This window comes from Bradyrhizobium sp. UFLA05-109 (genome assembly GCF_054185165.1).
Window position 1 is genome coordinate 1 of the sequence record NZ_JBBIAR010000079.1, and the last position, 23,705, is coordinate 23,705.

The window sequence follows — 23,705 nt, forward strand, 5'->3', positions numbered from 1 at the left end:
GCGCAGGAATGGACAGGGATTGTTCGGCGACACCTGGATCGAGGGGTCGAAGGGGGGCTTCGAAGCGGAGTCATGCATGGCCCAAAATCCTGAAAACAGCGAATCATGAAAAGCAGACGCGCCGATAGAGCGCGGAAAGTCCTAACAAAGCGAAAGTGCTGGACCGGCAGCTTATGCTACTACAGCGTGCAACGAAGTGTGGCCGAATTCATTGTCCTGTCAACAGAAGCGCGCGTGACAGCGCCACCCTGCAGCGGTTTGCCCTTCAGGAATCGGCGGCGCGTTTGACGTCGCTCTGGACGAGGCTGAGCTTGACGAGCGGGACGCCCGCTTTCAGTAGCCCTTCGCGGTAATGGGCGAGGTCCGGAGCCTGCTTCCAGTGAAAATTCCTCAAGTGCCGTTCGACTGTCAGGCTCGGGTAATTGCTCAACAGCACCTCGGCGGCCTCAGTGGCTTCTTCCGCCCGCCCGAGCTGCGCCAGTGCCGCGGCGCGGATCGCGAGCGCCTGCATGTGGTTCGGATTGATGTAGAGCTGCTCCCGGGCCCACGACAACGTCGCGTCGTATTGGCCCAGCATATAATGGCTGAATGCGTTCAGCGCCGCCCATTGGTAGCGCGGATCGCTGTTGCCGCGCTGCGCCGCCGTCGAGAACAGCTCGATCGCCTGGCGATGCTCGCCGATGACGAAGTGGCAGATGCCGAGTACGCCGCGCGCGCCCATGTCGTAGGGGTTGAGCGCGACCGCGCGCTTGGCGGCGTCCATCGCAGCCTCGTAATGCCCGTCCTGTGCATGGACCCAGGACAGGATCGAGAATGCGAAGGAGGACCGCGGGTCGAGCCTGACGCTGGTCTCGGCCAGATGCATCGCGGCGCCCCACATCTCGCGGGAGCCCTTGACCCAGCCGAACTGGATGCTCTGGAGCTGGATCGTCGCGAGATAGGCATGCGCGATCGACAGCTTGGGATCGAGCGAGATCGCCTCCTTGAACAGCGCGATGGCGGTGTCGAAGTCCTCCTTGGTCTGCCGGTAGTAATGTGACAGCCCCTTCAGGAAGCGGTCCCAGGCGGTGACGTCATTGGTCTGGCGCGCAGGTGCGGAGGCTTCGGCGCGGAAGATTTCGGTCGCGATCGCCGCCGACAGGTTGGTCGTGATCTCGTCCTGCATGGCGAAGAGGTCGCCGATGTCGCGATCGTAGCGGCCGGTCCAGAGCTGCTCGCCGGTCTCCGGCGCGATCAACTCGGCCGTGACGCGGATCTTGCTGCCGGCGCGCCGCACCGAACCCTGGATCAGGTAGGTCGCGTCGATCTCGCGCGCGATCAGCCGGGTCGAGAGATTCCTGCCCTTGAAGGCGAAAGTCGAGTTGCGGCTGAGCACGCGATAGAAGGACTGCAGGGCCAGCGCGTGGATCAGATCCTCCGTGAGGCCGTCGGAGAAATATTCGTCGCCGGCGTCGCTCAAATTGGCAAACGGCAGCACGCCCACGATCGCGGTGCGATATTGCTGCGGCAGCGCCGAGACCTCTTTGGTCTGCGCCACCTTTGCGGACGTGCCGTCCGGCGTCCAGGTGAAGACGCCCACCGGTTGCTTGATGTTCTTGAAGCGGTGCGTGCCGGCGTCGGCCAGGGGCATGTTGAGATGCTTGCCAGCCTCGCCATAGGCCTTGGCCGAGATCGCGAACCCTCCGGGGCTCGCCACCGATTCGAGACGGACGGCGATGTTGACGTCATCGCCAAACACCTCGTCCTCGTCGACGATGATGTCGCCCATGTGGATCCCGAGGCGGAACTGCATCGCGCGGTCGGCGGGCAAGTGGTCGTTGCGCTCCGCCATCAGCATCTGCATCGCGATCGCGGCTTCCGTGGCGCCGACGATGCTGGGGAATTCCAGCAGGAAGCCGTCGCCGGTGTTCTTCACGACGCGGCCGCCATGATTGAGAATAATGGGATGGATCGCGCTGCGATGGGCCTTGAAGACGGCATGCGTGCCGGCCTCGTCAGTGCCCATCATGCGCGAATAGCCGGCGACGTCGGCGCAGACGATGGCGGCCAGGCGTCTCTCCATATCCTCGCGGGCTCCAAGGGATCGGGCACCGGCCACCGGCGTGTCGGTCTTCCGCGAATCCGTGCATTTCCAGAACCTAGCCCTTATAGAGCACGCGCGGGCAAGCGGAAGTGTGATCCGCATTGCAATTTCGTTGTAAATCCTACGCAAATCCGGTGGTGGACGCAGCTCGCCGAGCCAGCTAAGCCGGCCGCTTGGCAGCCTTCAGGGACGCGCGACATGCTCGGCATTCACGAACTCTGGCTTTTCGTCCTCTCGGGCGTGGCTCTCAACATCACGCCGGGACCGGATACGGTCTATGTCATGGGCCGCAGCATGCAATTGGGCTGGCGCGGTGGCGCGGCGGCGACGTTCGGCATCAGCTGCGGCTGCTTATTCCATGTCACGGGTGCGGCAATCGGCCTCTCCGCGTTGCTGATGGCCTCGTCCACCGCGTTTTCGGTCGTAAAGCTGGTCGGCGCCGCCTATCTCGTGCTGACTGGCTTGCAGATGCTGTGGTCGCGACCGGTGCTCGCCGGTTCCCTGACGCGCGAGGATGGACGGACGCCGCTCCGGCGGGTTTTCCTCCAGGGCGTCTTCACCAACGCGCTCAATCCCAAGGTCGCGCTGTTCTTCCTGGCCTTCCTGCCGCAATTCGTCGCAGCCGATGCCCCGCACAAGCCGCTCGCCTTCCTGACGCTTGGCCTGATTTTCATCTCCACGGGTACACTCTGGTGCCTGTTCCTGGCGGCGTTCGCGGCGCGCGCCGCGCAGCGGCTGCGGCGGTCCGATGGAATCCTCGCCTGGATCAACCGCGCGCTCGGCGGGTTTTTCGTCTATCTCGGCTTCCGCGTCGCGATGCTTCAAGCGCGTTAAACAAACTCTTTGAGCAGCGCGCTACCGACGAGGTAGAGGCCGAGCAGGATCATCGCGATCAAGAACCAGCGGCGAAATGTCTCGGCCGGCATCTTCGAGCGCAGCGACTGGCCAATGAACATGCCGGCAAAGGCACAAGCCATGGCGACGATGCCTGGCACGGCGTTGGCTGAAGTCAGCAGCCCGCCCGCGGTGAGGTTGAAGGCGAGCGCGAGCGTTGCCACCGTGAAGAACACGCCGAGCGCCTGCACCAGCTCGTCCTTTTCCATCCCAATTGCCTGCATGAACGGCATCGATGGAACCACCTGCACGCCGGTTGAGGCCGAGATCACGCCGGTGACGACGCCGACGGCGCCGCCGACCCATTTCTCGTTCTTCGGCGCGATGCGGAACTGGAACTTGTTCAGCCCGATGATCGCGTAGATCACGAGCAGAACGCCGAGCACTACCGTGCCGTAGCGGGCATAGGGGCCGGTCAGCGCGCCCGCATTGAGCCAGCTCCCGATCACGGTGCCGAGCATCAGCGGCCACAGCCGCCTGAGGATGTCGAGCAAATGAGGGCCGACAAAGGTCTGCCAGATGTTGGTGATGATCGCCGGCACGATGACGATGGCGATTGCCCGGCCGGGCGCCATGGTCACGGCGAGCAGGCCCATCGACACGGTCGGCAGGCCGAGCCCGATCACGCCCTTGACGAATCCGGCGAGCAGGAAGACGGCGGCAATCAGAATGATGAGCGGGTCGATCATGCCGACCACATTGACCGATCGGCGGGGAAGGCACAATCTGGAGGATACGGAGATAGCCTTCGCCCTTGACGAAGGCTGAAGGAGATTGTTCCGTGCGATTCGACCTCGTCGACCTCCAACTCTTCATCGCGGTGGCCGACCAGCGCAGCATCACCCGCGGTGCCGAGCGCTCGCATCTTGCGCTGGCCTCTGCCAGCGCCAGGATCAAGGGCCTGGAGGATGCGTTTGGCGTCGCACTCTTGAAGCGCGGCCGGCGCGGCGTGGAGTTGACCGCCGCGGGGGAAAGCCTGCTTGAGCATGCGCGGCTCGTCATCCACAATGTCGATGCACTCCAGGGCGATCTCGCCGCCTATGCCAGCGGCGTGCGTGCGAGCGTGCTGTTGCTCGCCAACACCTCGGGGCTGTCCGAGCATCTGCCGCGGGCGCTCGCGGCTTTCCTGCGTGAGCATCCCGACATCAATGTCGACGTTGAGGAGCGCGAGAGCGCCGATATCGCGACCGCGATCGCGAGCGGCGCTGCCGATCTCGGCTTCGCCGCCGAGCATGCTTTGCCCGACAGCATCGAGCGATTCTTGTTCAGCGAGGATCGGCTGACCCTGGTGGCCGCTCGGCGCAGCGAACTCGGCAGTCGGCGTCAAATCGATTTCCAGGAGGTGACGGATCGCGATTTCGTCGGGCTCACCGCCTCGACCGCATTGCAGGTTCATATTTCCCGGCATGCGGCGAAGCTCGGCGCGCGTCTGCGCGTGCGGGCCCGCCTGCGCGATTTCGACGCGATCTGCCAGATGGTTGCCGCCGATGTCGGGGTCGCCGTCGTTCCGGAGACTGCGGCGAAGCGCTGCGCGCGATCGATGCCGATCGTGCCGATCCGGATCCGCGATGGCTGGGCCAATCGGAGGTTGACGATCTGCGCGCGAAGCTTCAAGGCATTGCCGCGCCCCGCCAAGCAACTGGTGGAGCACTTGCGCGCCGCAGTTCGGAGCTGAGATCATATGTTGAAGGTGTGGGGACGACGCAGTTCGTTCAATGTGCAGAAGGTGATGTGGCTGATCGGCGAACTCGGTCTCGCCCACGAGCACATCGATGCCGGCGGCTCGTTCGGCGGCCTCGATGTGCCGGAGTTTCTGGCGATGAATCCGCACGGCCGTGTTCCGGTTATCGATGATGACGGGACGATCGTCTGGGAATCGCATGCCATCCTTCGCTATCTCGCAGCGCGCCACGGGGCGGAGCGGTTTTGGTCGGAGGACCCGGCTGTGCGGGCGCGCGTCGACGGCTGGATGGACTGGTCGCAGACGGCGCTCCAGCCTGATTTCCTCACCGGCGTATTCTGGGGATTCTTCCGCACGCCCGAGGACCAGCGCAATTGGCCCGCGATTCGCGCAGCCCTTGCCCGCTGTGCGCAGCATTTTGCCAAGTTGGAACGGCTCCTCGAACAGCAGCCGTTCCTGCTTGGTGAGGAGTTATCACTTGCCGACATCACGGCCGGCACGTCGCTCTATCGCTATTTCGAACTGGAGATCGAGCGTCCCGCGCTGCCGGCGGTGGACCGCTGGTACCGCACATTGCAGGAACGGGCGGCGTTTCGCGCGCATGTGATGATTCCGTTCGGGGAATTGCGCGGCCGGCTCGCTTATTAGAGCATGATCTGGAAAAGTGTGAGGCGGCTTTCCCTCGCGACGAACGCGGAACGCGTTTGCGCGGAGATCATCCTAAAATAATAAGCTAAAGCGCGATGACCAATCACATCGCGCTTTAGAATCACTTCGCCGTCTCGACGCCGGCGTCCTTGATCACCTTGGCCCATTTCGCAGTCTCGTCCGCGATGAACTGTCGGAAATGCTCGGGGCTATCGCCGATCAGCGTCGCCCCTTGCGCGGCGAGCTTCTCCTTCACGGCGGCATCAGCCATCGCTTGCGTCGCGAGGCGGTGCAGCTTGTCGACGATCTCTTTCGGCGTGCCCTTCGGCGCCACCATGCCGTACCAGTTCTCGATCCGCAGGTCCGGAAAACCCGCTTCGGCCGTGGTAGGTACCTCGGGGGCGGTGGGTGCGCGGTCGGGCGAGCCGACGGCAATGGGTTTCAAGGCGCCCGCCTTGATCTGCGGCAGCAGCACCGGGAGGTCGAGGAAGGTCATCTGCACCTGCTGGCCAAGGAGATCGTTCACCGCGGGCGCCGCTCCGCGATAGGGCACGTGCACGATGTCGATTTTCGCCGTCAGCTTGAACAATTCGCCGGCAAGATGCGGCAGGCTGCCGGGTCCCGAGGAGGCGAAGTTGAGCTTGCCGGCCTGAGCCTTCGCCAGCGCGACCAGCTCGTTCATGTCTTTCGCCGGCACGTTGGTTGCGACGACCAGCATCTCCGGCACGGTTGCGACCAGCGTGACCGGCGTCAGGTCGGCGTGCGTGTCGTAGGCGACCTTCTCCATGCTCGGGCTGATCGTGAGCGCCCCGGCGCTGGAGATCGCGATCGTGTAGCCGTCGGGAGTGGCCTTTGCGACCGCATCGGTGCCGAGCACGCCGCCCTGGCCGCCGCGATTGTCGATCACGACCGGCTGGCCCGATATCTCGGACATGCGCTGGCCAATCACGCGGGCAATGATGTCGTTGGGGCCGCCGGCCGGGAACGGCACGATCAGCTTGATCGGCTTGGCGGGGAAATCCTCAGCCATCGCCAGCGACGGCAGGAGCAGCAGCAATCCCAATACCAATCCGGAGAGAAGCCTGCGTGAGACGGTCATGCAAGCCCTCCGCTCGCGTTGTTATTGGTTGAGGAGTTTCAGCGCTTCTTCGTGCACGCGGGGATCACCGGCGGCGATGATGCGGCCGCCGCCTTGCGCGGGCTTGCCCTCCCAGGTCGTGACGATGCCACCGGCGCCGGTGACGATCGGGATCAGCGCTGCGATGTCGTAAGGCTTCAGCTCGGTCTCGACCACGAGGTCGACGTGACCGGCGGCCAGCATGCAATAGGAGTAGCAGTCGCCGCCATAGCGCGACAGCCGCGCGCCCTTCTCGATGCGGCCGAAGATGGCGCGGTCGCGCTCGTTCATCAGAAGAGGGCTCGTGGTGTAGGTCGTCGCTTCGGCAAGCGAGGCGCAGCGGCGGACCTGCAGGCGGCGCTCGCCGGAGGGGCCTTTGTAATTGGCCGAGCCGTTGTCGCCGGAAAACCGCTCGCCGATGAAGGGCTGGTGCATCATGCCGAATACCGGCGTGCCCCTGTACAACAGCGCGATCAGCGTGCCCCAGATCGGAAAGCCGCCGATGAACGATTTTGTACCGTCGATCGGGTCCAGCACCCACACATAATCGGCGTCCTCCCGCTCGTTGCCGAATTCCTCGCCGACGATGCCGTGCTGGGGGAAGTTGGCCTTGATCAGCCGCCGCATCACCGCCTCCGCGGCGCGGTCGGCTTCGGTGACGGGGTCGAAATCCTTGGTCTTGCTCTTGTCGTCGATGGACAGCGAGGTGCGGAAGAACGGCAAAATGGTTTCGCCGGAGGCGGTGGCAAGCCGTCCGATGAAGGCTGAGAAATCGATCACCGTCACAGGCCTGTCCCTTGAACCCGAAAGCCAAACGAATGCTGGCTATTGCCTAGCTCAAATCGAGAGGCTCGGGCAGCGCTCTCTTGAATTGCACCCTGGTATTTTGGATGCAGTCCCCCGGCCGCCTCGTCGAGCCATCCGCTGACCAAATATCGATCATGGGTTTGAGAGCTTAGTTCCGGGTATGCCTCATTGGTATGCAAACGATAATCAACCCATTGAAATTCCTTATTAAAGAAACTGAATCCGGGTTTCTGCGGAGACATTGGAGCCCTGTGTTTTTTGCATAGGAAACGGCTCGAAAGCCCTTGCGCTTTGTGCAGCGCAGTCGCATATTGTTGCGGTGCGGTAGCGCCTCGCGTTACCGCTGCCCTCCTTGGGCGTTTCCTCCCTAGACTTGGGCCGCTTGCTCATAACAAGCGGCCCTTTTTTCTTGCCCATTTTCCTGGTCGATCATTTTCATTTCGATGCGCGCATCGGGGCGAAGCGAAAATCGGATCGCGTATTGAGAAGACCGTCGTCGCGACCTGTGATAGGCGCGGAAGATATTGCCGCTTATTCAGCCGCGGCCTGGAACGGTCCGAGATCGCCGAACGGAATCGTCGTGGCGAGCACGTCCGACAGGATCGCGAAATCCGCCGCGACCTGGTCGAAGCGCGGGCCGCGCTCGCGCCGCCGCTCGTCCATATAGATCGCGCGGTTGAGCTCGAGCTGCACCGCGTGCAGGCCGCTCGCCGGATTGCCGTAGTGCTCGGTGATGAAGCCACCGGCATAGGGCTTGTTGCGCCCGACCGAATAGCCGAGCCCGCTCAAGGTCTCCTCGACCCGGTCGGGAAGCAGCGGCGTGCAGCTCGTGCCGTAGCGGTCGCCGATCACGACATCGGGCCGGCGCGGCTCGTCGCGCGAGACGCCGACCGAGGGCATGGAGTGGCAGTCCACCACCACCACGGTGCCGAACATCTGGTGCACCTTGTTAATAAGCCGCCTCAGCGCGCGGTGATATGGCTTGTAGAGCGTCTCGATTCGCGCGAGCGCGTCGTCGACCGCGATACGTTCGCGATAAATCTCCTGGCCGTCGCCGACGACGCGCGGAATGGTGCCGAGCCCGCCCGCAACACGCATCGAGCGGGTATTGGCAAAGCTCGGCAGCCGACCGGAAAACATCCGCGGGTCGAGCTCGTAGGGCTCTCTGTTCACGTCGACATAGGAGCGCGGGAAATTGACGCGCACGACCGGAAAGCCGCGCGCGCTCAAATGCCCGATCAGCTCGTCCATGAAGGAATCTTCCGAGCGGCGGAGTGTCGGCAGGTCGATGCGCGAGGCCGCCAAAAAATCGTCCGGATAGACCGAGCCGGAATGGGGCGAGTTGAAGATGATCGGCGCCCGCCACTCGACGGGCTCGATAATCTCGAACGGTGGCGACAAGTCGCCGTCAAACCGGGGCATTTTGGTCAGTTTCGTCCCTCTGATTATCCGCGAGAATCCGGATTGGACTCGAACAGGCCGGCAAAGCGGGGCTCTTATGTGTCGTCATTGTCAGGAATCGCAACCATTCTGCCAAGTGAAAAGTACGGGTGCGCGCTGGAACGTGTCTTAACCGTGCAGGCATCGCGGGTGCGGGGCTCGATTGATTCGTGCCCCATTCCGGTTCACAAAGAGCGCTCTGTGTGCGGCCGAGGGACGCATTTTTCACCCGAAATTTACCCTCTGTCGGGCTTACTGAACTCTAGTAGTGTACCCTGGGGATTCGACGTTTCCTGCCATGCCAAAAATCCTGCTCGCCGAAGACGACAACGACATGCGCCGCTTCCTGGTCAAGGCGCTGGAAAACGCCGGCTTTCAGGTCTCCTCCCACGACAATGGCATGTCGGCCTATCAGCGGCTGCGGGAAGAGCCGTTCGAGATGCTGCTGACCGACATCGTGATGCCGGAGATGGACGGCATTGAGCTCGCCCGCCGGGCCTCGGAACTCGACCCCGACATCAAGATCATGTTCATCACCGGCTTCGCCGCCGTGGCCCTGAACTCGGATTCGGAGGCCCCCAAGAACGCCAAGGTCCTGTCCAAACCGGTCCATTTGCGGGAATTGGTGAGCGAAGTGAACAAGATGCTGGCGGCCTAAATCGGTCGCCTTCCGTCCTTGCGCGGGCTCCCCTGAGCCGTTATAGGGACCGCACCCGATTTTCTTGGACTTCTAGGGCACGTAGCTCAGCGGGAGAGCACTACCTTGACATGGTAGGGGTCACAGGTTCGATCCCTGTCGTGCCCACCATCTTCTTCAATCAATTGGGCACCCTGCGCCTAAGGCCTGAAGAGGTGGTTTCCGCTAAATCCGGTTTGCGCATTAGAGGGGCCGGCCGGGTTAGTCTGGGTGGCCAGCGCACGAGTTCGGACGGCCCATCGGCTAGGATCGATGCCGAAGAATAGGCCCGGTTCGATCCCCATCGGTCTGATTGTGCCGATCACGTCTCCGTCCCACAGTCGGCGTTTGTAGGCTCACGATCGTTCGGCTCAGAGAACTCCACAAGAAGAGCACCAGGGAAGCTGCGAAGCGACAACGCGCATCGGCTCGTGCCGAACCGCTCGAAGCCTCGATCGTCCCAAACACATGTATGGGTCCAGATCGTCAGCGCTCGATCCAGACGGTCATTCCCGGCGCGAAGTTTGCCGCAGCCTTCTCGGGATCGAGACGCAAGCGCAGCGTGTTGCGGTCATGATCCCCGATCACCCGTTCGGCTTGCCAGGTGGCGAATACGCCGAGCGGTCTCAGCTCGGTGACGAGGGCCTTGATTCCGGCGTCCGTCCCGTTCCGCGCCACGTTCACCGTGTCGCCCATCGCGAGCCGATCGAGATGGTCCTCGCGGACATTGAAGGAGAGCCATTGCTTGCCTGCTGCTTCGACCATCAGGATCGGTTGGCCGGCACGGACGTTTTCGCCGACCTCCGCGGCGATGACGCTGACCGTGCCGTCGGCTGGGGCGCGCAGCACCATCTTGTCGAGACGACGTTCGAGCACGGTCACGGCTGCGGCCGCGGCCTGCACCTGCGCGTCCGCGATCGCTCGTTCCTCCCGGGTCGGGCCCGCCACGGCCGCACCATAATTTGCCTGGGCCTCGGCAACATCGGCGCGTGCGCTTGCGACATCATTCTCGGCCTGGTCCAGCGCCTGTTGGGACTCAAAGCTCTGGCGCGCCAGCGTACTAGTCCTTGTGAGCTGGGCCTGCACGTAGTCGAGGCGGGCGTCTGCCTTGGCGATTGCAGCTTTTAGAGACTCGGCCTGTTCATGACGAACGCCCGCATAGACGTTGTTGCGGTTGGCTATTGACGAGCCAAGCGCGGCGCGCGCCTGGTCCAGCTGAGCGGTTAATTCCACCGCGGAGAGCCGCGCCAGGACATCGCCCGCGTGCACTTGGGCGCCCTTCTCGACGGTAATCGACATAAGTTGGCCGTTCACTTCGGGCTCGACCCTGATTTCGGTCGCTCGCACCACGCCAACGATTGCACCCGCAGATCCGGTTCGACGCGTGGAATAGATCAGCGCGCCCGCGACGAGCGCGAGCGGAATCGCGACGATGGCGACGCGACTAGCCTTGCGCATGTTCCTGTCCTCTCTTGACGGAAAATGCCGAGATCACGGCAAGCGCGAAATAGCCGAGCGCCAGACACCAAAGTGTGAACCAGTCATGCGCGACCTCCCAGATGCTGGCTCCCATCTGGTTGATGCGCACGAGGCCGTCGATCGCGGAGTCGGCCGGGAACAGCCGGCCGAATGCAAGGGCCGCGTCAGGGATCGCTTCGCGCGGCCACGCAAACCCAGCCATGAAGAACTGCGGGAGGCTCGTCGCCAGCAGGAGGATTGTTGCGTTCTCCGGCCGCGTGAACCAGGCCCCGACAGCCTGTCCCATGAAGCTCGTCGCCAGCAGAAAGATACTCGCAAGTGCGAGGATATGAGGAAGATGTCCGAGTGTCGAAAAACCGTAAATGCGCGGCAGCACGATGACGTAAAGCGCGAGCGCCGGAAGGTAGATGGTCAGGTGAGCCACGCCGCGGCCGAGCACGCCGGCAAACGCTCCGCCCCCCGCCGCCAGCGCAGTGCCGGTCAACATCGCCGCGCCGATCAGGAGGGTTTGCTGCAGGATCAGGACGAACGCGGCCGGAACGACGTAACTTGCATACCCGCCCACCGGATTGAAGATCGGCTGGAGCAGAACGTCGGCCGGACTCGAACTCGCGAGCTTCGCCTTGACCAGGCTCCCATCCGAGCGCGCGCCTCGTGAAATCAGCTCGGACGTCAACGCTCCGATGGCGGTGGCTATTCCGCTGGCGCTCGATCTGAATATGAACAGGTAGGTCGCATCCGCGTAGATCGGGATGTGGGCGGTGATGCCTTTGAGCACATCGCGCTCAGTGTTCGGTGGAATCTCGACGGCGGCAAAGGCCTGTCCACGATCGATTGCGGTGCGTGCTTCGGCAAGCGTGCGGGCGCGAACCACCACGTTCAAGGCGCCACTCGCATCCAGCGTCTCGACGATCTGCCGGCTGAGATCGCTCAGATCATTGTCGACGACCGCGATGGGAAGCTTGCGAAGGATCTGATTCAGATAGGGCTGCGGATAATAAATGCCGTAGACCAGGGGAGCCAGGAACAGGAGTGTGAAGGCGCTCCGCGTTCCGAGCACGCGTCGCCACTCCGCGTTGAAGGCACCGCCGATGCCGCGCGGCACTTCCTCTATTTCGGGCGGCTCGGGAGGGCGCGCCGTCGCAAACCAGCCCTTGCGGGTGACGCTCGCCATGCGCAGCAATGCGAGGCCGGCAAAGAGCACCGCCAGGCCCGCAAGTACCGCGAAGGGAATGGCCGAGTCCGAGACCGGCAATCCGCGCGCCGCTTGCCCCAGCAAGACTGCCATGTACCAGCGCAGCGGCAGGATCGCGCTCCAGGTTTGTGCAAAGGCATTCATGCCGATGGTGGGAAAGCCGACGCCGGCGTAGCCGAACGCGGGAGAGGCAATGAGGCCCGCAAGTCCGAGCCCCGTCGCCAGATCGCCGACCAGGAGCTGGAGCAAGGCACCCAGCGACAAATAGGCAATGATGAGCAGGGAGGCCGCGGCGACCATCAATGGCAGGTCTCCCCTGAAGGGGATTTCCAGCACGCCCTCCAGAAACAGCGGCTCGACCAGCATGATCAGGACGAAGATGACGAACAGCGGCGTGAGCTTGCCGGCCAGCGCGACCACGGGATCGCCACCGGCACTTTCGAGCCAGGCCCGCGCGTCGCGACGCCGGAACTCGGAGCCGACGGAATAGCCGGCGGCAAGCGTGATCACCACATGGATGATGGTCGGCAGCAGTGCGCGCAGCAGAAATTGCGCATAGTTCTTTTGCGGATTGACGAGCGCGATGGTCTCCGCCTTGAGCATTCCCAGGGACGCAGGCGCAGGCGCAGCGCGACTGGCAGGAGCGGCCACGGCCGCCGCGGCGGAAAGCGAGTCGCTCAGGCCCGAGGACGCGATGCCGGACGGAGTCAGGAACTGCTGGTTATAGAATCCGACGACCTGCGGCCGGCGCTGGGCTTTCAGGTCGCGCTCGAAATTCGGCGGGACATAGATGGCCGAAATCGATTTGCCGGAGCGTATGTCCTCGACGGCCGTGGACAGCGTGCCGGAGCGGTCGACGATCTTCAGGCTCGGAGACGCAGCAACGTATTCCACCAGGGTACGCGAAGCGTCCGACTTGTCCTCGTCGACGACCGTCACCCCGAGCCCGCGGATGACAGGATGGCTGAACACGGTCGTAAGGACCACGAACGCAAAGAGCGGCACGGCGAGGATCAGCAGCAGCGCTACACGATCGTGAAGCAGCCAGCGGCACTCGCGCCGCACGACCAGCAGAAATCCGGGCTTTGGCGATGGCCTCATTGCCGTGACCGCCAGTCAAGATAGGCGCTCATTCCCGGTCTCAGTTCCGGCACCGGCTGGACCGGGTAGGCGCGGATCGAAAACGTCCGCAAGTCGAAATCGCCCGTAGCCCGCGTGGCCCGCCAGCTCGCATACTCGCCCTTGGTCGCAATGAGCTTGACCTCGACGGTGATGCGGCGGTCATCGAGAGCCGGAATACGGACATCGAAGCGATCGCCGACCTTGAGGCTCTTCACGAGATCTTCGCGAAGATCGAAGTGGATCCAAACGTCGGCCAGATCGATCAGGGTGACCAGCGGCACGCCGGGCGACACATATTCGCCCGGCTCCACGTTGCGCTGGTAGACTTGCGAGGCGACTGGGGCATAGATCACGAGCTGATCAATGATCGATTGCACACTCTGGGTATCGGCATCGGCTTTCTCGACGTTGGCCTTGGCGATCGCCCGTTCCTCCTGCGTGTAGCCATTGATCGCCTGTTCATAAGCCGATTTGGCCTGATCGACCGCGCGTTCGCTTTCGTGCAGCGCGTCGGTCACCTGATCGAGCCGAGCTTGCGGCGCGTTGCCTTGCTCGGTCAAGATATGCGTGCGGTCAAACGTCTTCTGCGCCAGCACCAGCGCCGCCTGCGCACGCTCCATCTCCGCCTTCCGTGCGGCAACGGTCTCGACACGCGTTCCGATGAGCACATTGGCGAGCTGAGCGACGGCCACGGCCTTCGCCGCTTTCATCTGCTCGAGCTTGGCGACGGTCTCTGGATTGTCGATCCTTATGAGCACGGCCTTCGCAGGCACGTTCTGGCCGCGTTCGACCGGTATTTCCTTCACCCGTCCGTCGACGCGTGCAGCGATGTCAAACCGCGTGGCGTCAGCCTCGCCCTGAACAAGCAGAGGCTCGGGCCGCAGCAGATAATAGACGGAAAGCGCGACGACGACCGCTGCGATGGCGCCTACGACGATGGAAGGACCGCGCCTCGCGGAAGGCCTGCTCTTCTCGTGTCCGTCACCGGGAGCGTCGAATGCACCTTGAGGCTCCTTACCGGAGCTCGACACTTTGTCCATACCCGACTCCATCCAGCTCCAAAGTGCTAAATGTCTGGAATGACGCGACGTTCGGTGTCGTAACTCGAGTGATGGTACTTCATATTCGGAGCGACTGGCGAACTATTTTGCGGCTGCTCGCGGCCGTCCAAGCATACCTGTTCTAGCGCCCACGCTCTCATTCAATATCGGGGCAAGCATTCGCGGCACTGTTGCCCCCGAAGGCAGACTGAGTTTGCGTCGGATAGTCATACAGGTTTCGCATGGCGGAAGTCACCAAGCGGAACAATCGAAGCGCGGGTCTCGGCACTCCCGCGAAGCGCGTCCGGCGTAGCTTGAGCGAAGCGAAAGCGTAGGCGGACCTGTTGTCGCTGGGGGAGCGCGGGAACAGCTTGAGGTGGTTCGGCATTGATTCGCCATGCCGAAAACATTCAAGACGGGCGATCACGTGAGCTGGAATTCCGAGGCCGGCCGGGTGCGCGGCCATATCCTGCGCGTGCACCGGAAGGATGTTACCTATAAGGGCTACGTCCATCACGCGAGCCCGGACGATCCGCAATACGAGATCAGGAGCGACAAGACCGATCACGTCGCTCTCCACAAGGGCAGGGCGCTGCGGCTGTTAACGAGCTGATGGCGTGTTCTCGCACGTTGTTCTGGATTGCGCCGCGCCCCATCCGGGCTACGCTCGCTGCTCCTTCATCTGCGAGGCGAGGCCGCCATGAGCGTTTCCGTCATTGAGCAGGCAAAAATCCAGGCACAGGTCCTGATCCCCCTCGTGAGGGCGCTCCAGGAGGAACTGGGCGAAGCCCGTGCGAACGCGCTGGTGCGCAGCACGCTCGGCGACCTCTATCGCCGCTACGGCGAGGAATTCTGGCGGGCGAAGAACGAGCCGGATCTCGGCAAGGCCGTGTCATCCGCCTTCAAGACCTACGCCCGCGACGACGCGCTCAAGCTCGAAATCATCGAGCAGTCACGTGATGCGTTCGCCTTCGACGTGACGCGATGCGCCTATGCGGAGTTCTACAAGGCGCTCGGCGAGCCCGAGCTCGGGTTTCTCCTCGTCTGCACCGCGGATTTTGCGACCGCGGAAGGGTTCGGTCCCGACATCAGCCTCGCGCGCACGCAGACCATCATGCAGGGCGCCAGTCATTGCGACTTCCGCTACCAGCGAACGCGCGTGTAGCGGACTAGCTGGCCGACGTCACCTCGTCCGTCCGGTGCCTGATGGAGATGTTCTGCTCCATGGCCTTTGCGAGCACCGTGCCGGTCGTACGGCCAAGCTCCTTCGCAATCATCGTCACGGGCATGGTACCAGCGAGCGTCTTAAGCTTCTTGATGTCTTCTTCGTTCCACGACTTCTTCCAGCTCGGCATCGTCCCCAATCCCGCTCATGTCTGCTCCCCCGACTCACCCGTACACATTATGGTAGAAGCTGATATGGAATGCCATCTGATGTGGCCACCACGGAGTGTTCGTCCGATGACACGGGGTGTTCTGTCAGTGCGCGAAGGTCTGGCACAAACTGCACTTGTCATTTCTCCACGAGGCGCGTCGGCGAGCGATCAATGAAGACGACATGTGTTGCGATGACGATGCTGGTGCTGACCGTGTCGGGTGCCGAGGCGCGGATCATCGACTGGCAGGCCGAGCTCGAGCGTTGTCGCGCACTGCGCGAGAACATGGCGCCGCTGCTGCTGGCCGGCGAGGGGACGTCGGGCGTTGCACGCTCAGGCCGGGCCGCCCGCCGCTGCATGTGGATCGAGCGCAGGGCGGCGCGCAGGGGCATTACGGGGGCGGATACGCGGTAGCGCTGGCTGTTTCCGCCGCGTTGCCGAGCGGCAGCTACCCGTTCAACATCGATAAGACCGTGCGCGCGAGATCAGAAGTCTGGTCCACCAACTGGTCGGGGCCGGCCGCTTCAAGCTCGTCTCGGCTGCCATATCCCCACAGCACACCAAGACAGCGCATGTCGACCGCGCGAGCCCCGATGATGTCGTGCCGGCGATCCCCGACCATCAGGCTGTGCGAAGCATGGATATCCTGTTCAGACAGGATATGGGCGAGCAGCTCCGGTTTATGATCCAGCCTGCCGCCGGGCACCGAGCCGTAGATGCCGTCGAAATACGCTGCCAGTTTCAGGTTCTCCAGGATGCGCCGGGCAAAGACTTCGCGTTTCGATGTAGCGAGGTAGAGCCGCAATCCGGCTTGCCGCATGTCGTCAAGCGCTCCGCAGATTCCGGGATAAGGCTCGCTTCCGAGCAGGCCGCTTTCGCCGTAGTGCTGACGATAGGCCGCCACGGCTTGATCGACCCGGCCGTCGCCGCGCGCCCTGAGCAAAGCCTGCAGCATCTCTTCGAGCGGAGGCCCGATCGCGCGCCTGATGTCGAGCGCTTCGCCCGGATCGTGTCCGAGCGCGCGCAGCGTGGCCAGGCAGCTTGCGAAAATGCCCGGCTGCGAATCAACCAGCGTTCCGTCGAGATCGAGGAGTACGCAGCGGGTTGGAGTCATGCTGTCAAATCCTGCTCCCGGCACGATGGCCGGCCTTCAGCTGAGATCGTGGAGATCCTTGCCGAGCGGCGGTGTCAGGTGGAACGTCGAGAAAGTGACCTTCAACCCGGCCCGTTCGGGCGTGCAGGCCATGGGTCCCACAAGGTAGGAGTTCGCCCTGGGAAATGGCGCCAGGCGCATCAGGGGCCAAAGCTTGCCATCGGCCGAAACCTGGAGGCGAACGACGCCGTTCGCGACGGTTGCGCGCAGGCGGAAGTCACGGGCGTCGTGCTCATAGGGCGCGGTCGCCCAATCGGACCGCCCGTCGGTCAGCACGCTCGCAAGCATGGCGCGTCCGTCTGAAAACTCGATGCCGGCCTTGATCCAATGCTCCGCGTCGATGCGGACCATGATGCCCGCCTGGTCGTAGAGGGCCTGGAAGTCGCCCCGCACATGCAGCTCGGCAGTGAACGCCGCGCCGGTCGGGAAGCCCAGGAAATGCCCGCTGTCGCGGTGGAAGCCGTAATGGGTTTCCCGCCAGAAATCGGTGGCATTGTCCGTGACGATCTGGAGGCCGTCGCCCTGCGCAGTCCATCGTTCCGGTTCATTCAGCCAGACACCATCGCTTCTGCGAAAGATTGGATCGCTCATGTTGGACCTCGATTGGCAGCGTTGGCATCGCCTTCAATGACTAGCTGACGCGATATCTGGCAACCGCCGCCTCGTCCCATTGAATGCCGTTGCCTGGCTCCTCGCCCGGCAATGCAAAACCGTCCTTGACGGTCAGCCGCGTTGCCAGCACGGCATCGGCCCAGTCGACATATTCCAGCCAGTGCGCGGTCGGCGTGACACAGAGCAGATGCGCGCTCACTTCCGAGAACAGGTGCGTCGACATCTCGACGCCGGCGGCATGCGCAAGCGAGGCGGCGCGCAGCCAGCCGGTGACGCCGCCGATGCGCTGCACGTCGGGCATGACGAAGTCGCAGGCCTCGGCGGAAAGCGCGGATTGCATCGAGAAGGCGCTGTCGAAATTCTCGCCGATCTGGACCGGAGTGTGGAGCGCGTCCGCGACGCGGGCGCAGCCGGCATAGTCGTCGTGGCGGATCGGCTCCTCCATCCAGAGCAGGCCTTCGTCGTCGAGCATCTCGCCGCGGCGGATCGCTTCGGCCACGGTGAGCGCCTGGTTGTAGTCGCACATCAGCGTCACCTGATCGCCGACCGCCTTGCGCACCGCGCGCACGACGTTGAGGTCTTCCCGTGCATCGGGGCGACCGACGCGGATCTTTGCGGCGTGAAAGCCTTCGGCGAGCAGTTTTTGTGCCTCGTCCACGGCGGCACCGGCCGGCATGATGCCGAGCCCCTTCGAATTATAGGCGCGCACCGGCTTCGGTGCGCCGCCGAGCAGGCGCGCAAGCGGCAGGCCCCTGGCGCGGGCCAGCGCGTCCCAGGCCGCCATGTCGATGCCGGATTGCGCCAGGCGTTGCAGGCCGGCGAGCCCAAGCAGCGTGAAGCGTTGGGTTAGTTTGCGCTCGATCTCAAACGGCAAGAGCTCATCGCCCGCGATCATCTCGGCCATTTCGCCGACCATCGCCGTCAGCGGCTTCAAGGCTGCCGGTGTGATCGAGAACAGATAGGCGTGGCCCCGCACGCCAAGATCGGTCTCACAGTCGATCAGCACCAGCGGCGCCCTGGCGACCGCGCCGGTCGAGGTTTGCAGCGGCAGGTTCATCGGCACGATGACGGGGCGGGCGACAAGGTGCTTGATACGGATGGTCTCGGTCATGGGCACTGGCTCCGGATCAATCAATGCAGGTTGATGCGATCTTAAACATTCGTCATGAAACGAAAAGCCGCCTTCCTGCGACTCCCATAAAATGGGGTTGCGCTGGCTCGCGTTTGCGGGCTCTGTGCAGGCGCATGTTGCGTCGCCGACGCCGGATATCGCGACAAGAACGCACACAACGGGGCCACAGAGTGAAACAAGAGATCTCCGAAGAACAGCGCAAGCGCGGCATCTTGACCGGCGTGGCGATCGCCTTTCTCTTGCTCGCGCTGCCGCTTGCGGTGTGGCTCGACCTGACCGAGCTCAGCAAGGCGGCGCTGCGCCGGCAGGCCGCCGACCTCAATTCGGTGATCACGAGCGTGCGCGGCTACTACGCCACCAACGTGGTCGGACGGATCCTCGCCAATCCGAATGGCACCACCAAGGTCGTGCACAACTATGAATCCGTGCCCGGCGCGGTCCCGATCCCGGCGACGCTGTCGCTCGAGCTCGGGCGCGTGATCGGCGCCCAGCAGGAGAACATTATCTATCGCTTCGTCTCCGACTTCCCGTTCCAGAACCGCGCGCCGCACCAGCTCGACAAGTTCGAGAAGGATGCGCTGGAGGGCTTGCGCGCGGACCCCGAGAAGAAGATCGTCGAGACCGAGACCTCGCTATTCAACGACAAGGTCCGGCTCGTCGCCCCCGTGACGATGGGGCCGGCCTGCGTGAGCTGCCACAACAGCCATCCTGAAAGCCCGAAGAAGGATTGGAAGGTCGGCGATGTCCGGGGCATCCAGGAGGTGATCATCGCACAGCCGATCGCGGCGAACATCTTCTCGTTCAAATTCCTGCTCGCCTATCTCTTCATCGCGGCTGGCAGTGGCCTTTCCTTCCTCTCCATGCAGCGCCGCCAGGCCAACCGCATCAAGAGCATGAACAAGGAGCTCGAATCCGCCAACGACTTCCTCGCCTCGCTCTCGATGAAGATCTCGCGCTACATCCCGCCTCAGGTCTACAAGAGTATCTTCAGCGGGCAGAAGGACGTCACCATCCATACCGAGCGCAAGAAGCTGACCATCTTCTTCTCCGACATCCAGAATTTCACCGCGACCGCCGAGCGGCTCCAGCCGGAGCTTCTGACCCAGCTTCTCAACGAATATTTCACCGAGATGTCGGCGATTGCACATGAATATGGTGGCACCATCGACAAGTTCATCGGCGACGCCATGCTGATCTTCTTCGGCGATCCCGAGACCAAGGGCGACCGCGCCGACGCCCAGGCCTGCCTGCGCATGGCCTGGCGCATGCAGCAGCGGCTTGCCGAGCTCAATGCCAAATGGCGCGCCTCCGGCATCGAGCAGCCGTTCAAGTCGCGCATGGGCATCAATTCCGGCTATTGCAACGTCGGCAATTTCGGCAGCAGCGACCGTATGGACTATACGATCATCGGCGCAGAGGCGAACCTCGCCGCGCGCCTGCAATCGATTGCCGAGCCTGGCGGCATCGTGCTGAGCTATGAGACCTTCGCGTTGGTCAGCGACGTCGTCGCGGCGCATGCGCTGCCGGCGATCACCATGAAGGGCATCAGCCGCGAGGTCATTCCCTATTCGGTCGATGCGCTGAGCGATGGGGGAGCTGCGAGAGGTGGCGTCATCACCGAGCGCGTTCCGGGCCTCGAGCTTTATCTCGACCCCTCGGTCGTGAAGTCGGGTGACGCCGCGCGGGTGCGCTCTCTCCTGGAAAACGCTCTGGCCTCGCTCAAGCCGGCGTAAGGCCGGTCAGCGTTTCCGGCCTTCGGTGAACGCGGTCTCGATCACGTCGCCGAATGACTGCCAGGAGTGGCCGTCGAACTGCTCGAGGCGCATCTGCTTGATCGGCAGGTAGTTGTCCGGCGACGTGCTCATCTTGATGCCGGGTAATGCGACCGAAGGCTGGAACTCGCGAAGCGAAGCCGCCTGCCGCATGACGTTGTCGCGGGAGAGGTTGTCGCCGCATTGCTTCAGCACCTGCGCCAAGGCTTCCGCCGCCGCATAACCAAAGAGCGCGGCGCTGTTATTGCGGCTTTCGGGGTGGTTGTACTTGTCCATGTAGGCGAGCCAATCCTTCATGCCGGGATCATCCGTCCAGGCCGGGTCGCTCGGGTCCTTCAGGAATGCCGCCGAGATCACGCCGGCCGTGTTCTCGATTCCCGCGGGCGTCAGCGCGTTGGCGATCGAAGCTGCTGCATCGTTGAGAATGATCACCGGATGCCAGTTGAAGCCGGCAGCCAGCTTGATCACGCGGGCTGCGGTGCTGGGCACCCCGGCAAAGACGAACACCTCGGCGCCGGACTGCTTCAGGACGGAGACGTGCGTGTCGAGATGCTCGTCGGTGATGTCGAAGGCGATATCGACGACGACGAAACGGTTGAGGTCGCCCAGTCCTTCCTCGATGCCCTTGAACAGGTCGCGCCCGAACTGATCGTTCTGCCAGAGCACGACGATCTTGCGCCCGGGATAATAAGCCTGGATGTAGTTGGCGTAGATGCGCCCCTCCGCCTTGTAGGAGGGCTGCCAGCCCATCGTCCAGGGAAATGCCCTGGGCCGGCTCAGTTCCTCGTCGCCGGACGCGACGAAGAGCTGCGGGATCTTCCGCTCGTTGAGATACCAGCGCGTGGCGAGATTGCCCGGCGTGCCGAACGAGCCGAACATCAACAGCACGTCGTCCTTCTCGACCAGTCCGCGCGTCAGCTCCAGCGTGGTCGCAGGATCGGAATTGTCGTCGCGCGTGATGAAGCGGACCTTGCGGCCGTTGATCCCGCCGCGCTCGTTGATCATGTCGAAATAGGCGGCTTCCGCTTTGCCGATCGCACCGAACTCCGCAAGCGGGCCTGAATAGGGCATGACGTTGCCGATGCGAATCTCGGAGACGGGCGCCGCATCATCGGTACGCTCCTGCGACATGGCGCCAAGCGAGCCGACGGCGACCATCAACGCGAACAGCATCTTGCCGGTCACACGCATGTTCGAAACCTCGACGTTGGATCCCACCTGGAGATCGGCGCAGTCGGCATCGAGAGCGCTTGATTTAGGTCAAGGATTTGTCATTCCTGTGTCCCGAGCGCTGTCCAACCAAGCGGCAGCCGGGCTGACGCGTCGAAAGCCGGCCGGCTACGGCAATCCGCGCGCCTCCAGCTGGCGGACCAGCAGCAGCGTCGGCTCGGCGAGGCTGTCGGCGGAGCCATCGAGCCCGAATACGGAGGCAATGTCATCGCGGGTATGCAGGATGGTCGTGCGCGGGCAGTGGCCGGCGCTGCAAAGCGCCTGCTTCAGCGCTTCGCCCTGTGTCACCAGGCCTGCGGGATCGGCCGCGGCCCAGGCCAGCACGATCGGTTCCTCGACCTGGAGGATGCCCGGGAGAGCTGAGCGCTTGTCATATTGGGCGGCGTCAGACCCGAGATAGGCCTTCTCGCTGTCGCTCGCGTCCTTGCCCGCGCGATAAATGCCGGAGATCAGCACGACACCGGCGACGTCAGTGTCGGTGCCCTGCAATTCCGGATGTGCCAGGAGGCTCGCGACGTGGAACGCGCCGGCCGCGTAGCCGACCGCCACGATCTCGCGGGCGTCGCCGTTGAAGAGATCGACGTTCTGGTGGATCCAGGACAGGGCGGCGGCGACGTCGCGTGCGCCGGAAGGCCAAGGGGCTGCCGGCGCGAGCCGGTAGTTCACGCGCACGCCGACCATGCCGTTGCGCGCGGCAAAACACATCGCCTGGTCCTGGAACTCCCGCGCCGAGTCTGGTGCGGCGCTGTCGCCGGTGAAGCTGTCGCCGGCCACGAACAGCAGGATCGGCTGCGGCGTTGCCGCCCTGGTCTCGCTGGTCGCGACGTCAAGGACGTTCTGCTCGCTGTCACCGTACCGCAGGCCCCGAGAGAAGGCGACCTGATCGCACAGCCGGGTCGTGCCTCCGGCGGCCGTATCGGTGTCGGTGAGGCCTGTGCGCACCAGATCGGACGGCGGTTGCGGTCGGCCGGGAAACAGCCCGTGTGCCGAGGCGGTCGTGATGGTCAGCAAAAGCAAAAATGCGAGATAATTTTTCATTTTTATGTGCCGTGCTGAGCGCTCAAGCGCCGGCTCGCGTTCCGGCTTGGCCCGTCAATGAGCCTTATTGATTGATTGCCGTTGGGGCGATTTGACGGCGCCCCGCCAAAGCGCGATGAGATTGGGATGAACCGTCATTGCGCTTTAGGTTGTTGTTTGAGCAAGATCTCTTCGGAAAACCGCTACGCACTTTCCCGGATCATGCCCTAATTCCCCGGCTGGAACGTGCAGCTCGCGCCGCTGCCGTCCTTCTGGCGGATGGCGTTCGGATCGATCGTGCAGCTCAGCTTGGACAGGCTTTCGAAGTTCGATCCCGCCGCGCCGTCCGCCGGCACGCCGGCGAGCGCCTCGGTGGCGTAGACCTCGTTGGCCGTGGAGCCGTTCACGGTCTTGACCTTCTTGCCGAAGGTCACCTCGCAGTTGCGCACGGTGATGTCGACATTGCCGGTGCGGCAGACGATCCGGTCGGCGGTCACGACGATCGGTTTCTTGTAGGGAACGTCGTTGTTGGCGGCGAACAGCATCGCGATCGCCTTTTTCTCGGCCGATGCCAGGATCGGCGACAGCGGCGCAATAATGCCGGCGAGCGCCAGCGCCGTCGAGCCTGAGATCGTCGAGGCGGTATCGGCAGCCTGCGCGACAGACCCGCTGCCCAGCGCGAATGACGCCGCAAGGATCAGCTTCCCGAACTTCATCTCAGGGCCGCCTTCCTGCGTTTGGCCGCCTTCTTCGCAGCTCTTCTTTTCTTGACCGCCTTCTTCTTCGCGGCTTTCTGGCCGGCGAGATAGGCCTCGACCTTCTTGGACGAATGGCCGGCGGCGGCCACGGCGGCCTTCAGCCTGGCCGGCGTGATCTTGAATTTCATCGACCAGTAGCGGACCTCGTAGGGTTCGCTGAGCGCGATTCGAATCCTGTCGCCGGCTCGGTGCTTCTGGAGCTTGATGTAGGCCTCGACCTTCTTGGCAGAGTGGCCGACCTTCTTGACCGCATATTTCAGCTTGGCCGGCGTGACCTTGAACTTTTTCGACCAGTAGGCGACCTCGTAGCGCTCGCCGAGCGCGATCAGGGCACGATCGGCCGCGCCCCGTTTGGACTTGTTGTCGGCCATGCGTCCCTCCTGCCGCGGAATGCGCGCGCACTCTAGCACGCCACCAGCGGTAGGAAAGCAGTCCTGCCACACGCTATCGCGGCACGCGCGGCTCCTCGCATT

The 23,705-nt window shown here is 63.5% G+C and carries 24 protein-coding genes and 1 tRNA gene; 9 read left to right on the forward strand and 16 right to left on the reverse strand.

The genetic code is table 11. The features are described 5' to 3' along the window. Nucleotides 1-265: 265 nt before the first annotated feature. Entirely contained in the window at nucleotides 266-2,062 is a 1,797-nt protein-coding gene (locus Q3C01_RS37895) for an adenylate/guanylate cyclase domain-containing protein (protein WP_458150406.1), read from the reverse strand. Nucleotides 2,063-2,281: 219 nt separating this feature from the next. On the opposite strand from Q3C01_RS37895, the gene Q3C01_RS37900 reads away from it, so the two are divergent. Further along, nucleotides 2,282-2,917 (forward strand): LysE family translocator, encoded by a 636-nt coding sequence (locus Q3C01_RS37900; protein ID WP_458150408.1) that lies wholly within the window; start codon nucleotides 2,282-2,284, stop codon nucleotides 2,915-2,917. Here Q3C01_RS37900 and Q3C01_RS37905 read toward each other — a convergent pair. Further along, a complete protein-coding gene (locus Q3C01_RS37905; RefSeq protein ID WP_458150410.1) occupies nucleotides 2,914-3,666 on the reverse strand; it encodes a sulfite exporter TauE/SafE family protein in 753 nt (250 codons plus the stop codon). The genes Q3C01_RS37900 and Q3C01_RS37905 overlap by 4 nt on opposite strands. Before the next feature lie 92 nt (nucleotides 3,667-3,758). On the opposite strand from Q3C01_RS37905, the gene Q3C01_RS37910 reads away from it, so the two are divergent. Together Q3C01_RS37910 and Q3C01_RS37915 are read left to right on the forward strand one after the other, a co-directional pair. Beyond that, nucleotides 3,759-4,652 carry a LysR substrate-binding domain-containing protein gene (locus Q3C01_RS37910; RefSeq protein ID WP_458150411.1) on the forward strand — a complete coding sequence of 298 codons (894 nt, stop codon included), beginning with the start codon at nucleotides 3,759-3,761 and terminating at the stop codon, nucleotides 4,650-4,652. A gap of 6 nt (nucleotides 4,653-4,658) precedes the next feature. Further along, the gene (locus Q3C01_RS37915) at nucleotides 4,659-5,306 is read left to right on the forward strand and encodes a glutathione S-transferase family protein (protein WP_458150412.1); all 648 of its coding nucleotides are present in this window, start codon (nucleotides 4,659-4,661) and stop codon (nucleotides 5,304-5,306) included. A gap of 121 nt (nucleotides 5,307-5,427) precedes the next feature. Here Q3C01_RS37915 and Q3C01_RS37920 read toward each other — a convergent pair whose 3' ends face one another. The 3 genes from Q3C01_RS37920 to Q3C01_RS37930 all read right to left on the reverse strand — a co-directional run bounded on the left by Q3C01_RS37920 (nucleotide 5,428) and on the right by Q3C01_RS37930 (nucleotide 8,652). Then, nucleotides 5,428-6,405: a Bug family tripartite tricarboxylate transporter substrate binding protein gene (locus Q3C01_RS37920; RefSeq protein ID WP_458150413.1), complete on the reverse strand. Its 978-nt coding sequence runs from the start codon at nucleotides 6,403-6,405 to the stop codon at nucleotides 5,428-5,430. A 21-nt stretch (nucleotides 6,406-6,426) separates the two neighbouring features. Further along, a complete protein-coding gene (gene hisN / locus Q3C01_RS37925) occupies nucleotides 6,427-7,209 on the reverse strand; it encodes a histidinol-phosphatase (protein ID WP_458150414.1) in 783 nt (260 codons plus the stop codon). 552 nt (nucleotides 7,210-7,761) lie between these two features. Then, complete coding sequence (locus Q3C01_RS37930; RefSeq protein ID WP_458150415.1) at nucleotides 7,762-8,652, reverse strand: N-formylglutamate amidohydrolase; 891 nt, start codon at nucleotides 8,650-8,652, stop codon at nucleotides 7,762-7,764. A gap of 316 nt (nucleotides 8,653-8,968) precedes the next feature. Here Q3C01_RS37930 and cpdR point away from each other — a divergent pair, with 316 nt between their 5' ends. Both cpdR and Q3C01_RS37940 read left to right on the forward strand, forming a co-directional pair. Continuing rightward, entirely contained in the window at nucleotides 8,969-9,328 is a 360-nt protein-coding gene (gene cpdR / locus Q3C01_RS37935) for a cell cycle two-component system response regulator CpdR (protein WP_254105854.1), read from the forward strand. 75 nt (nucleotides 9,329-9,403) lie between these two features. Then, a tRNA-Val gene (locus tag Q3C01_RS37940) sits at nucleotides 9,404-9,478 on the forward strand. Nucleotides 9,479-9,832: 354 nt separating this feature from the next. Here the strand turns inward: Q3C01_RS37940 and Q3C01_RS37945 are convergent. From Q3C01_RS37945 to Q3C01_RS37955, 3 genes are read right to left on the reverse strand one after another with little or no spacing between them, the layout of a single operon-like run. After that, entirely contained in the window at nucleotides 9,833-10,804 is a 972-nt protein-coding gene (locus Q3C01_RS37945; RefSeq protein WP_458150416.1) for an HlyD family secretion protein, read from the reverse strand. Continuing rightward, nucleotides 10,791-13,121 (reverse strand): ABC transporter permease, encoded by a 2,331-nt coding sequence (locus tag Q3C01_RS37950; RefSeq protein WP_458150417.1) that lies wholly within the window; start codon nucleotides 13,119-13,121, stop codon nucleotides 10,791-10,793. Before Q3C01_RS37950 ends, Q3C01_RS37945 begins: the two co-directional genes overlap by 14 nt. Next, nucleotides 13,118-14,182 (reverse strand): HlyD family secretion protein, encoded by a 1,065-nt coding sequence (locus tag Q3C01_RS37955; protein ID WP_458150418.1) that lies wholly within the window; start codon nucleotides 14,180-14,182, stop codon nucleotides 13,118-13,120. The genes Q3C01_RS37950 and Q3C01_RS37955 overlap by 4 nt, the downstream gene beginning before the upstream one ends. Before the next feature lie 397 nt (nucleotides 14,183-14,579). On the opposite strand from Q3C01_RS37955, the gene Q3C01_RS37960 reads away from it, so the two are divergent. Together Q3C01_RS37960 and Q3C01_RS37965 are read left to right on the forward strand one after the other, a co-directional pair. Next, nucleotides 14,580-14,795 carry a hypervirulence associated TUDOR domain-containing protein gene (locus Q3C01_RS37960; RefSeq protein WP_458150419.1) on the forward strand — a complete coding sequence of 72 codons (216 nt, stop codon included), beginning with the start codon at nucleotides 14,580-14,582 and terminating at the stop codon, nucleotides 14,793-14,795. A gap of 87 nt (nucleotides 14,796-14,882) precedes the next feature. Next, entirely contained in the window at nucleotides 14,883-15,347 is a 465-nt protein-coding gene (locus Q3C01_RS37965; protein WP_458150420.1) for an L-2-amino-thiazoline-4-carboxylic acid hydrolase, read from the forward strand. Nucleotides 15,348-15,351: 4 nt separating this feature from the next. On the opposite strand, the gene Q3C01_RS37970 is transcribed toward Q3C01_RS37965, so the two are convergent. After that, nucleotides 15,352-15,537 (reverse strand): hypothetical protein, encoded by a 186-nt coding sequence (locus tag Q3C01_RS37970; RefSeq protein ID WP_458150421.1) that lies wholly within the window; start codon nucleotides 15,535-15,537, stop codon nucleotides 15,352-15,354. Nucleotides 15,538-15,729: 192 nt separating this feature from the next. Here Q3C01_RS37970 and Q3C01_RS37975 point away from each other — a divergent pair, with 192 nt between their 5' ends. Next, nucleotides 15,730-15,972, forward strand: coding sequence for a hypothetical protein (locus tag Q3C01_RS37975; protein ID WP_458150422.1), 243 nt, complete (start codon nucleotides 15,730-15,732; stop codon nucleotides 15,970-15,972). A gap of 34 nt (nucleotides 15,973-16,006) precedes the next feature. On the opposite strand, the gene Q3C01_RS37980 is transcribed toward Q3C01_RS37975, so the two are convergent. From Q3C01_RS37980 to Q3C01_RS37990, 3 genes are read right to left on the reverse strand one after another with little or no spacing between them, the layout of a single operon-like run. After that, the gene (locus Q3C01_RS37980; RefSeq protein WP_458150423.1) at nucleotides 16,007-16,672 is read right to left on the reverse strand and encodes an HAD hydrolase-like protein; all 666 of its coding nucleotides are present in this window, start codon (nucleotides 16,670-16,672) and stop codon (nucleotides 16,007-16,009) included. Between the two features lie 36 nt (nucleotides 16,673-16,708). Continuing rightward, complete coding sequence (locus tag Q3C01_RS37985; RefSeq protein ID WP_458150424.1) at nucleotides 16,709-17,302, reverse strand: DUF1349 domain-containing protein; 594 nt, start codon at nucleotides 17,300-17,302, stop codon at nucleotides 16,709-16,711. A 40-nt stretch (nucleotides 17,303-17,342) separates the two neighbouring features. Further along, nucleotides 17,343-18,434, reverse strand: coding sequence for an enolase C-terminal domain-like protein (locus Q3C01_RS37990; protein WP_458150425.1), 1,092 nt, complete (start codon nucleotides 18,432-18,434; stop codon nucleotides 17,343-17,345). A 191-nt stretch (nucleotides 18,435-18,625) separates the two neighbouring features. Between Q3C01_RS37990 and Q3C01_RS37995 the strand changes: the two genes are divergently transcribed. Beyond that, complete coding sequence (locus Q3C01_RS37995; protein ID WP_458150426.1) at nucleotides 18,626-20,188, forward strand: adenylate/guanylate cyclase domain-containing protein; 1,563 nt, start codon at nucleotides 18,626-18,628, stop codon at nucleotides 20,186-20,188. Nucleotides 20,189-20,194: 6 nt separating this feature from the next. Here Q3C01_RS37995 and Q3C01_RS38000 read toward each other — a convergent pair whose 3' ends face one another. From Q3C01_RS38000 to Q3C01_RS38015, 4 genes are all read right to left on the reverse strand, one after another. After that, on the reverse strand, nucleotides 20,195-21,418 hold the full coding sequence (locus tag Q3C01_RS38000; protein ID WP_458150427.1) for an ABC transporter substrate-binding protein: 1,224 nt from the start codon (nucleotides 21,416-21,418) through the stop codon (nucleotides 20,195-20,197). Nucleotides 21,419-21,565: 147 nt separating this feature from the next. Beyond that, nucleotides 21,566-22,495 (reverse strand): alpha/beta hydrolase, encoded by a 930-nt coding sequence (locus tag Q3C01_RS38005; protein ID WP_458150428.1) that lies wholly within the window; start codon nucleotides 22,493-22,495, stop codon nucleotides 21,566-21,568. Nucleotides 22,496-22,701: 206 nt separating this feature from the next. Next, nucleotides 22,702-23,190: a hypothetical protein gene (locus tag Q3C01_RS38010; RefSeq protein WP_458150429.1), complete on the reverse strand. Its 489-nt coding sequence runs from the start codon at nucleotides 23,188-23,190 to the stop codon at nucleotides 22,702-22,704. Beyond that, entirely contained in the window at nucleotides 23,187-23,603 is a 417-nt protein-coding gene (locus Q3C01_RS38015) for a DUF3606 domain-containing protein (RefSeq protein ID WP_458150430.1), read from the reverse strand. Before Q3C01_RS38015 ends, Q3C01_RS38010 begins: the two co-directional genes overlap by 4 nt. Nucleotides 23,604-23,705: the final 102 nt, after the last annotated feature.

What these genes read in the sequence shown, in the direction of transcription:
- Q3C01_RS37920 (WP_458150413.1), bottom strand. Translation starts at nt 6,405, where the DNA reads ATGACCGTCTCACGCAGGCTTCTCTCCGGATTGGTATTGGGATTGCTG.
- Q3C01_RS37930 (WP_458150415.1), bottom strand. Translation starts at nt 8,652, where the DNA reads ATGCCCCGGTTTGACGGCGACTTGTCGCCACCGTTCGAGATTATCGAG.
- Q3C01_RS38005 (WP_458150428.1), bottom strand. Translation starts at nt 22,495, where the DNA reads ATGAAAAATTATCTCGCATTTTTGCTTTTGCTGACCATCACGACCGCC.
- Q3C01_RS37955 (WP_458150418.1), bottom strand. Translation starts at nt 14,182, where the DNA reads ATGGACAAAGTGTCGAGCTCCGGTAAGGAGCCTCAAGGTGCATTCGAC.
- cpdR (WP_254105854.1), top strand. Translation starts at nt 8,969, where the DNA reads ATGCCAAAAATCCTGCTCGCCGAAGACGACAACGACATGCGCCGCTTC.
- Q3C01_RS37960 (WP_458150419.1), top strand. Translation starts at nt 14,580, where the DNA reads ATGCCGAAAACATTCAAGACGGGCGATCACGTGAGCTGGAATTCCGAG.
- Q3C01_RS37915 (WP_458150412.1), top strand. Translation starts at nt 4,659, where the DNA reads ATGTTGAAGGTGTGGGGACGACGCAGTTCGTTCAATGTGCAGAAGGTG.
- Q3C01_RS37945 (WP_458150416.1), bottom strand. Translation starts at nt 10,804, where the DNA reads ATGCGCAAGGCTAGTCGCGTCGCCATCGTCGCGATTCCGCTCGCGCTC.
- Q3C01_RS38000 (WP_458150427.1), bottom strand. Translation starts at nt 21,418, where the DNA reads ATGCGTGTGACCGGCAAGATGCTGTTCGCGTTGATGGTCGCCGTCGGC.
- Q3C01_RS37895 (WP_458150406.1), bottom strand. Translation starts at nt 2,062, where the DNA reads ATGGAGAGACGCCTGGCCGCCATCGTCTGCGCCGACGTCGCCGGCTAT.
- Q3C01_RS37965 (WP_458150420.1), top strand. Translation starts at nt 14,883, where the DNA reads ATGAGCGTTTCCGTCATTGAGCAGGCAAAAATCCAGGCACAGGTCCTG.
- Q3C01_RS38010 (WP_458150429.1), bottom strand. Translation starts at nt 23,190, where the DNA reads ATGAAGTTCGGGAAGCTGATCCTTGCGGCGTCATTCGCGCTGGGCAGC.
- Q3C01_RS37985 (WP_458150424.1), bottom strand. Translation starts at nt 17,302, where the DNA reads ATGAGCGATCCAATCTTTCGCAGAAGCGATGGTGTCTGGCTGAATGAA.
- Q3C01_RS37975 (WP_458150422.1), top strand. Translation starts at nt 15,730, where the DNA reads ATGAAGACGACATGTGTTGCGATGACGATGCTGGTGCTGACCGTGTCG.
- Q3C01_RS37970 (WP_458150421.1), bottom strand. Translation starts at nt 15,537, where the DNA reads ATGCCGAGCTGGAAGAAGTCGTGGAACGAAGAAGACATCAAGAAGCTT.
- Q3C01_RS38015 (WP_458150430.1), bottom strand. Translation starts at nt 23,603, where the DNA reads ATGGCCGACAACAAGTCCAAACGGGGCGCGGCCGATCGTGCCCTGATC.
- Q3C01_RS37905 (WP_458150410.1), bottom strand. Translation starts at nt 3,666, where the DNA reads ATGATCGACCCGCTCATCATTCTGATTGCCGCCGTCTTCCTGCTCGCC.
- Q3C01_RS37950 (WP_458150417.1), bottom strand. Translation starts at nt 13,121, where the DNA reads ATGAGGCCATCGCCAAAGCCCGGATTTCTGCTGGTCGTGCGGCGCGAG.
- Q3C01_RS37900 (WP_458150408.1), top strand. Translation starts at nt 2,282, where the DNA reads ATGCTCGGCATTCACGAACTCTGGCTTTTCGTCCTCTCGGGCGTGGCT.
- Q3C01_RS37980 (WP_458150423.1), bottom strand. Translation starts at nt 16,672, where the DNA reads ATGACTCCAACCCGCTGCGTACTCCTCGATCTCGACGGAACGCTGGTT.
- Q3C01_RS37990 (WP_458150425.1), bottom strand. Translation starts at nt 18,434, where the DNA reads ATGACCGAGACCATCCGTATCAAGCACCTTGTCGCCCGCCCCGTCATC.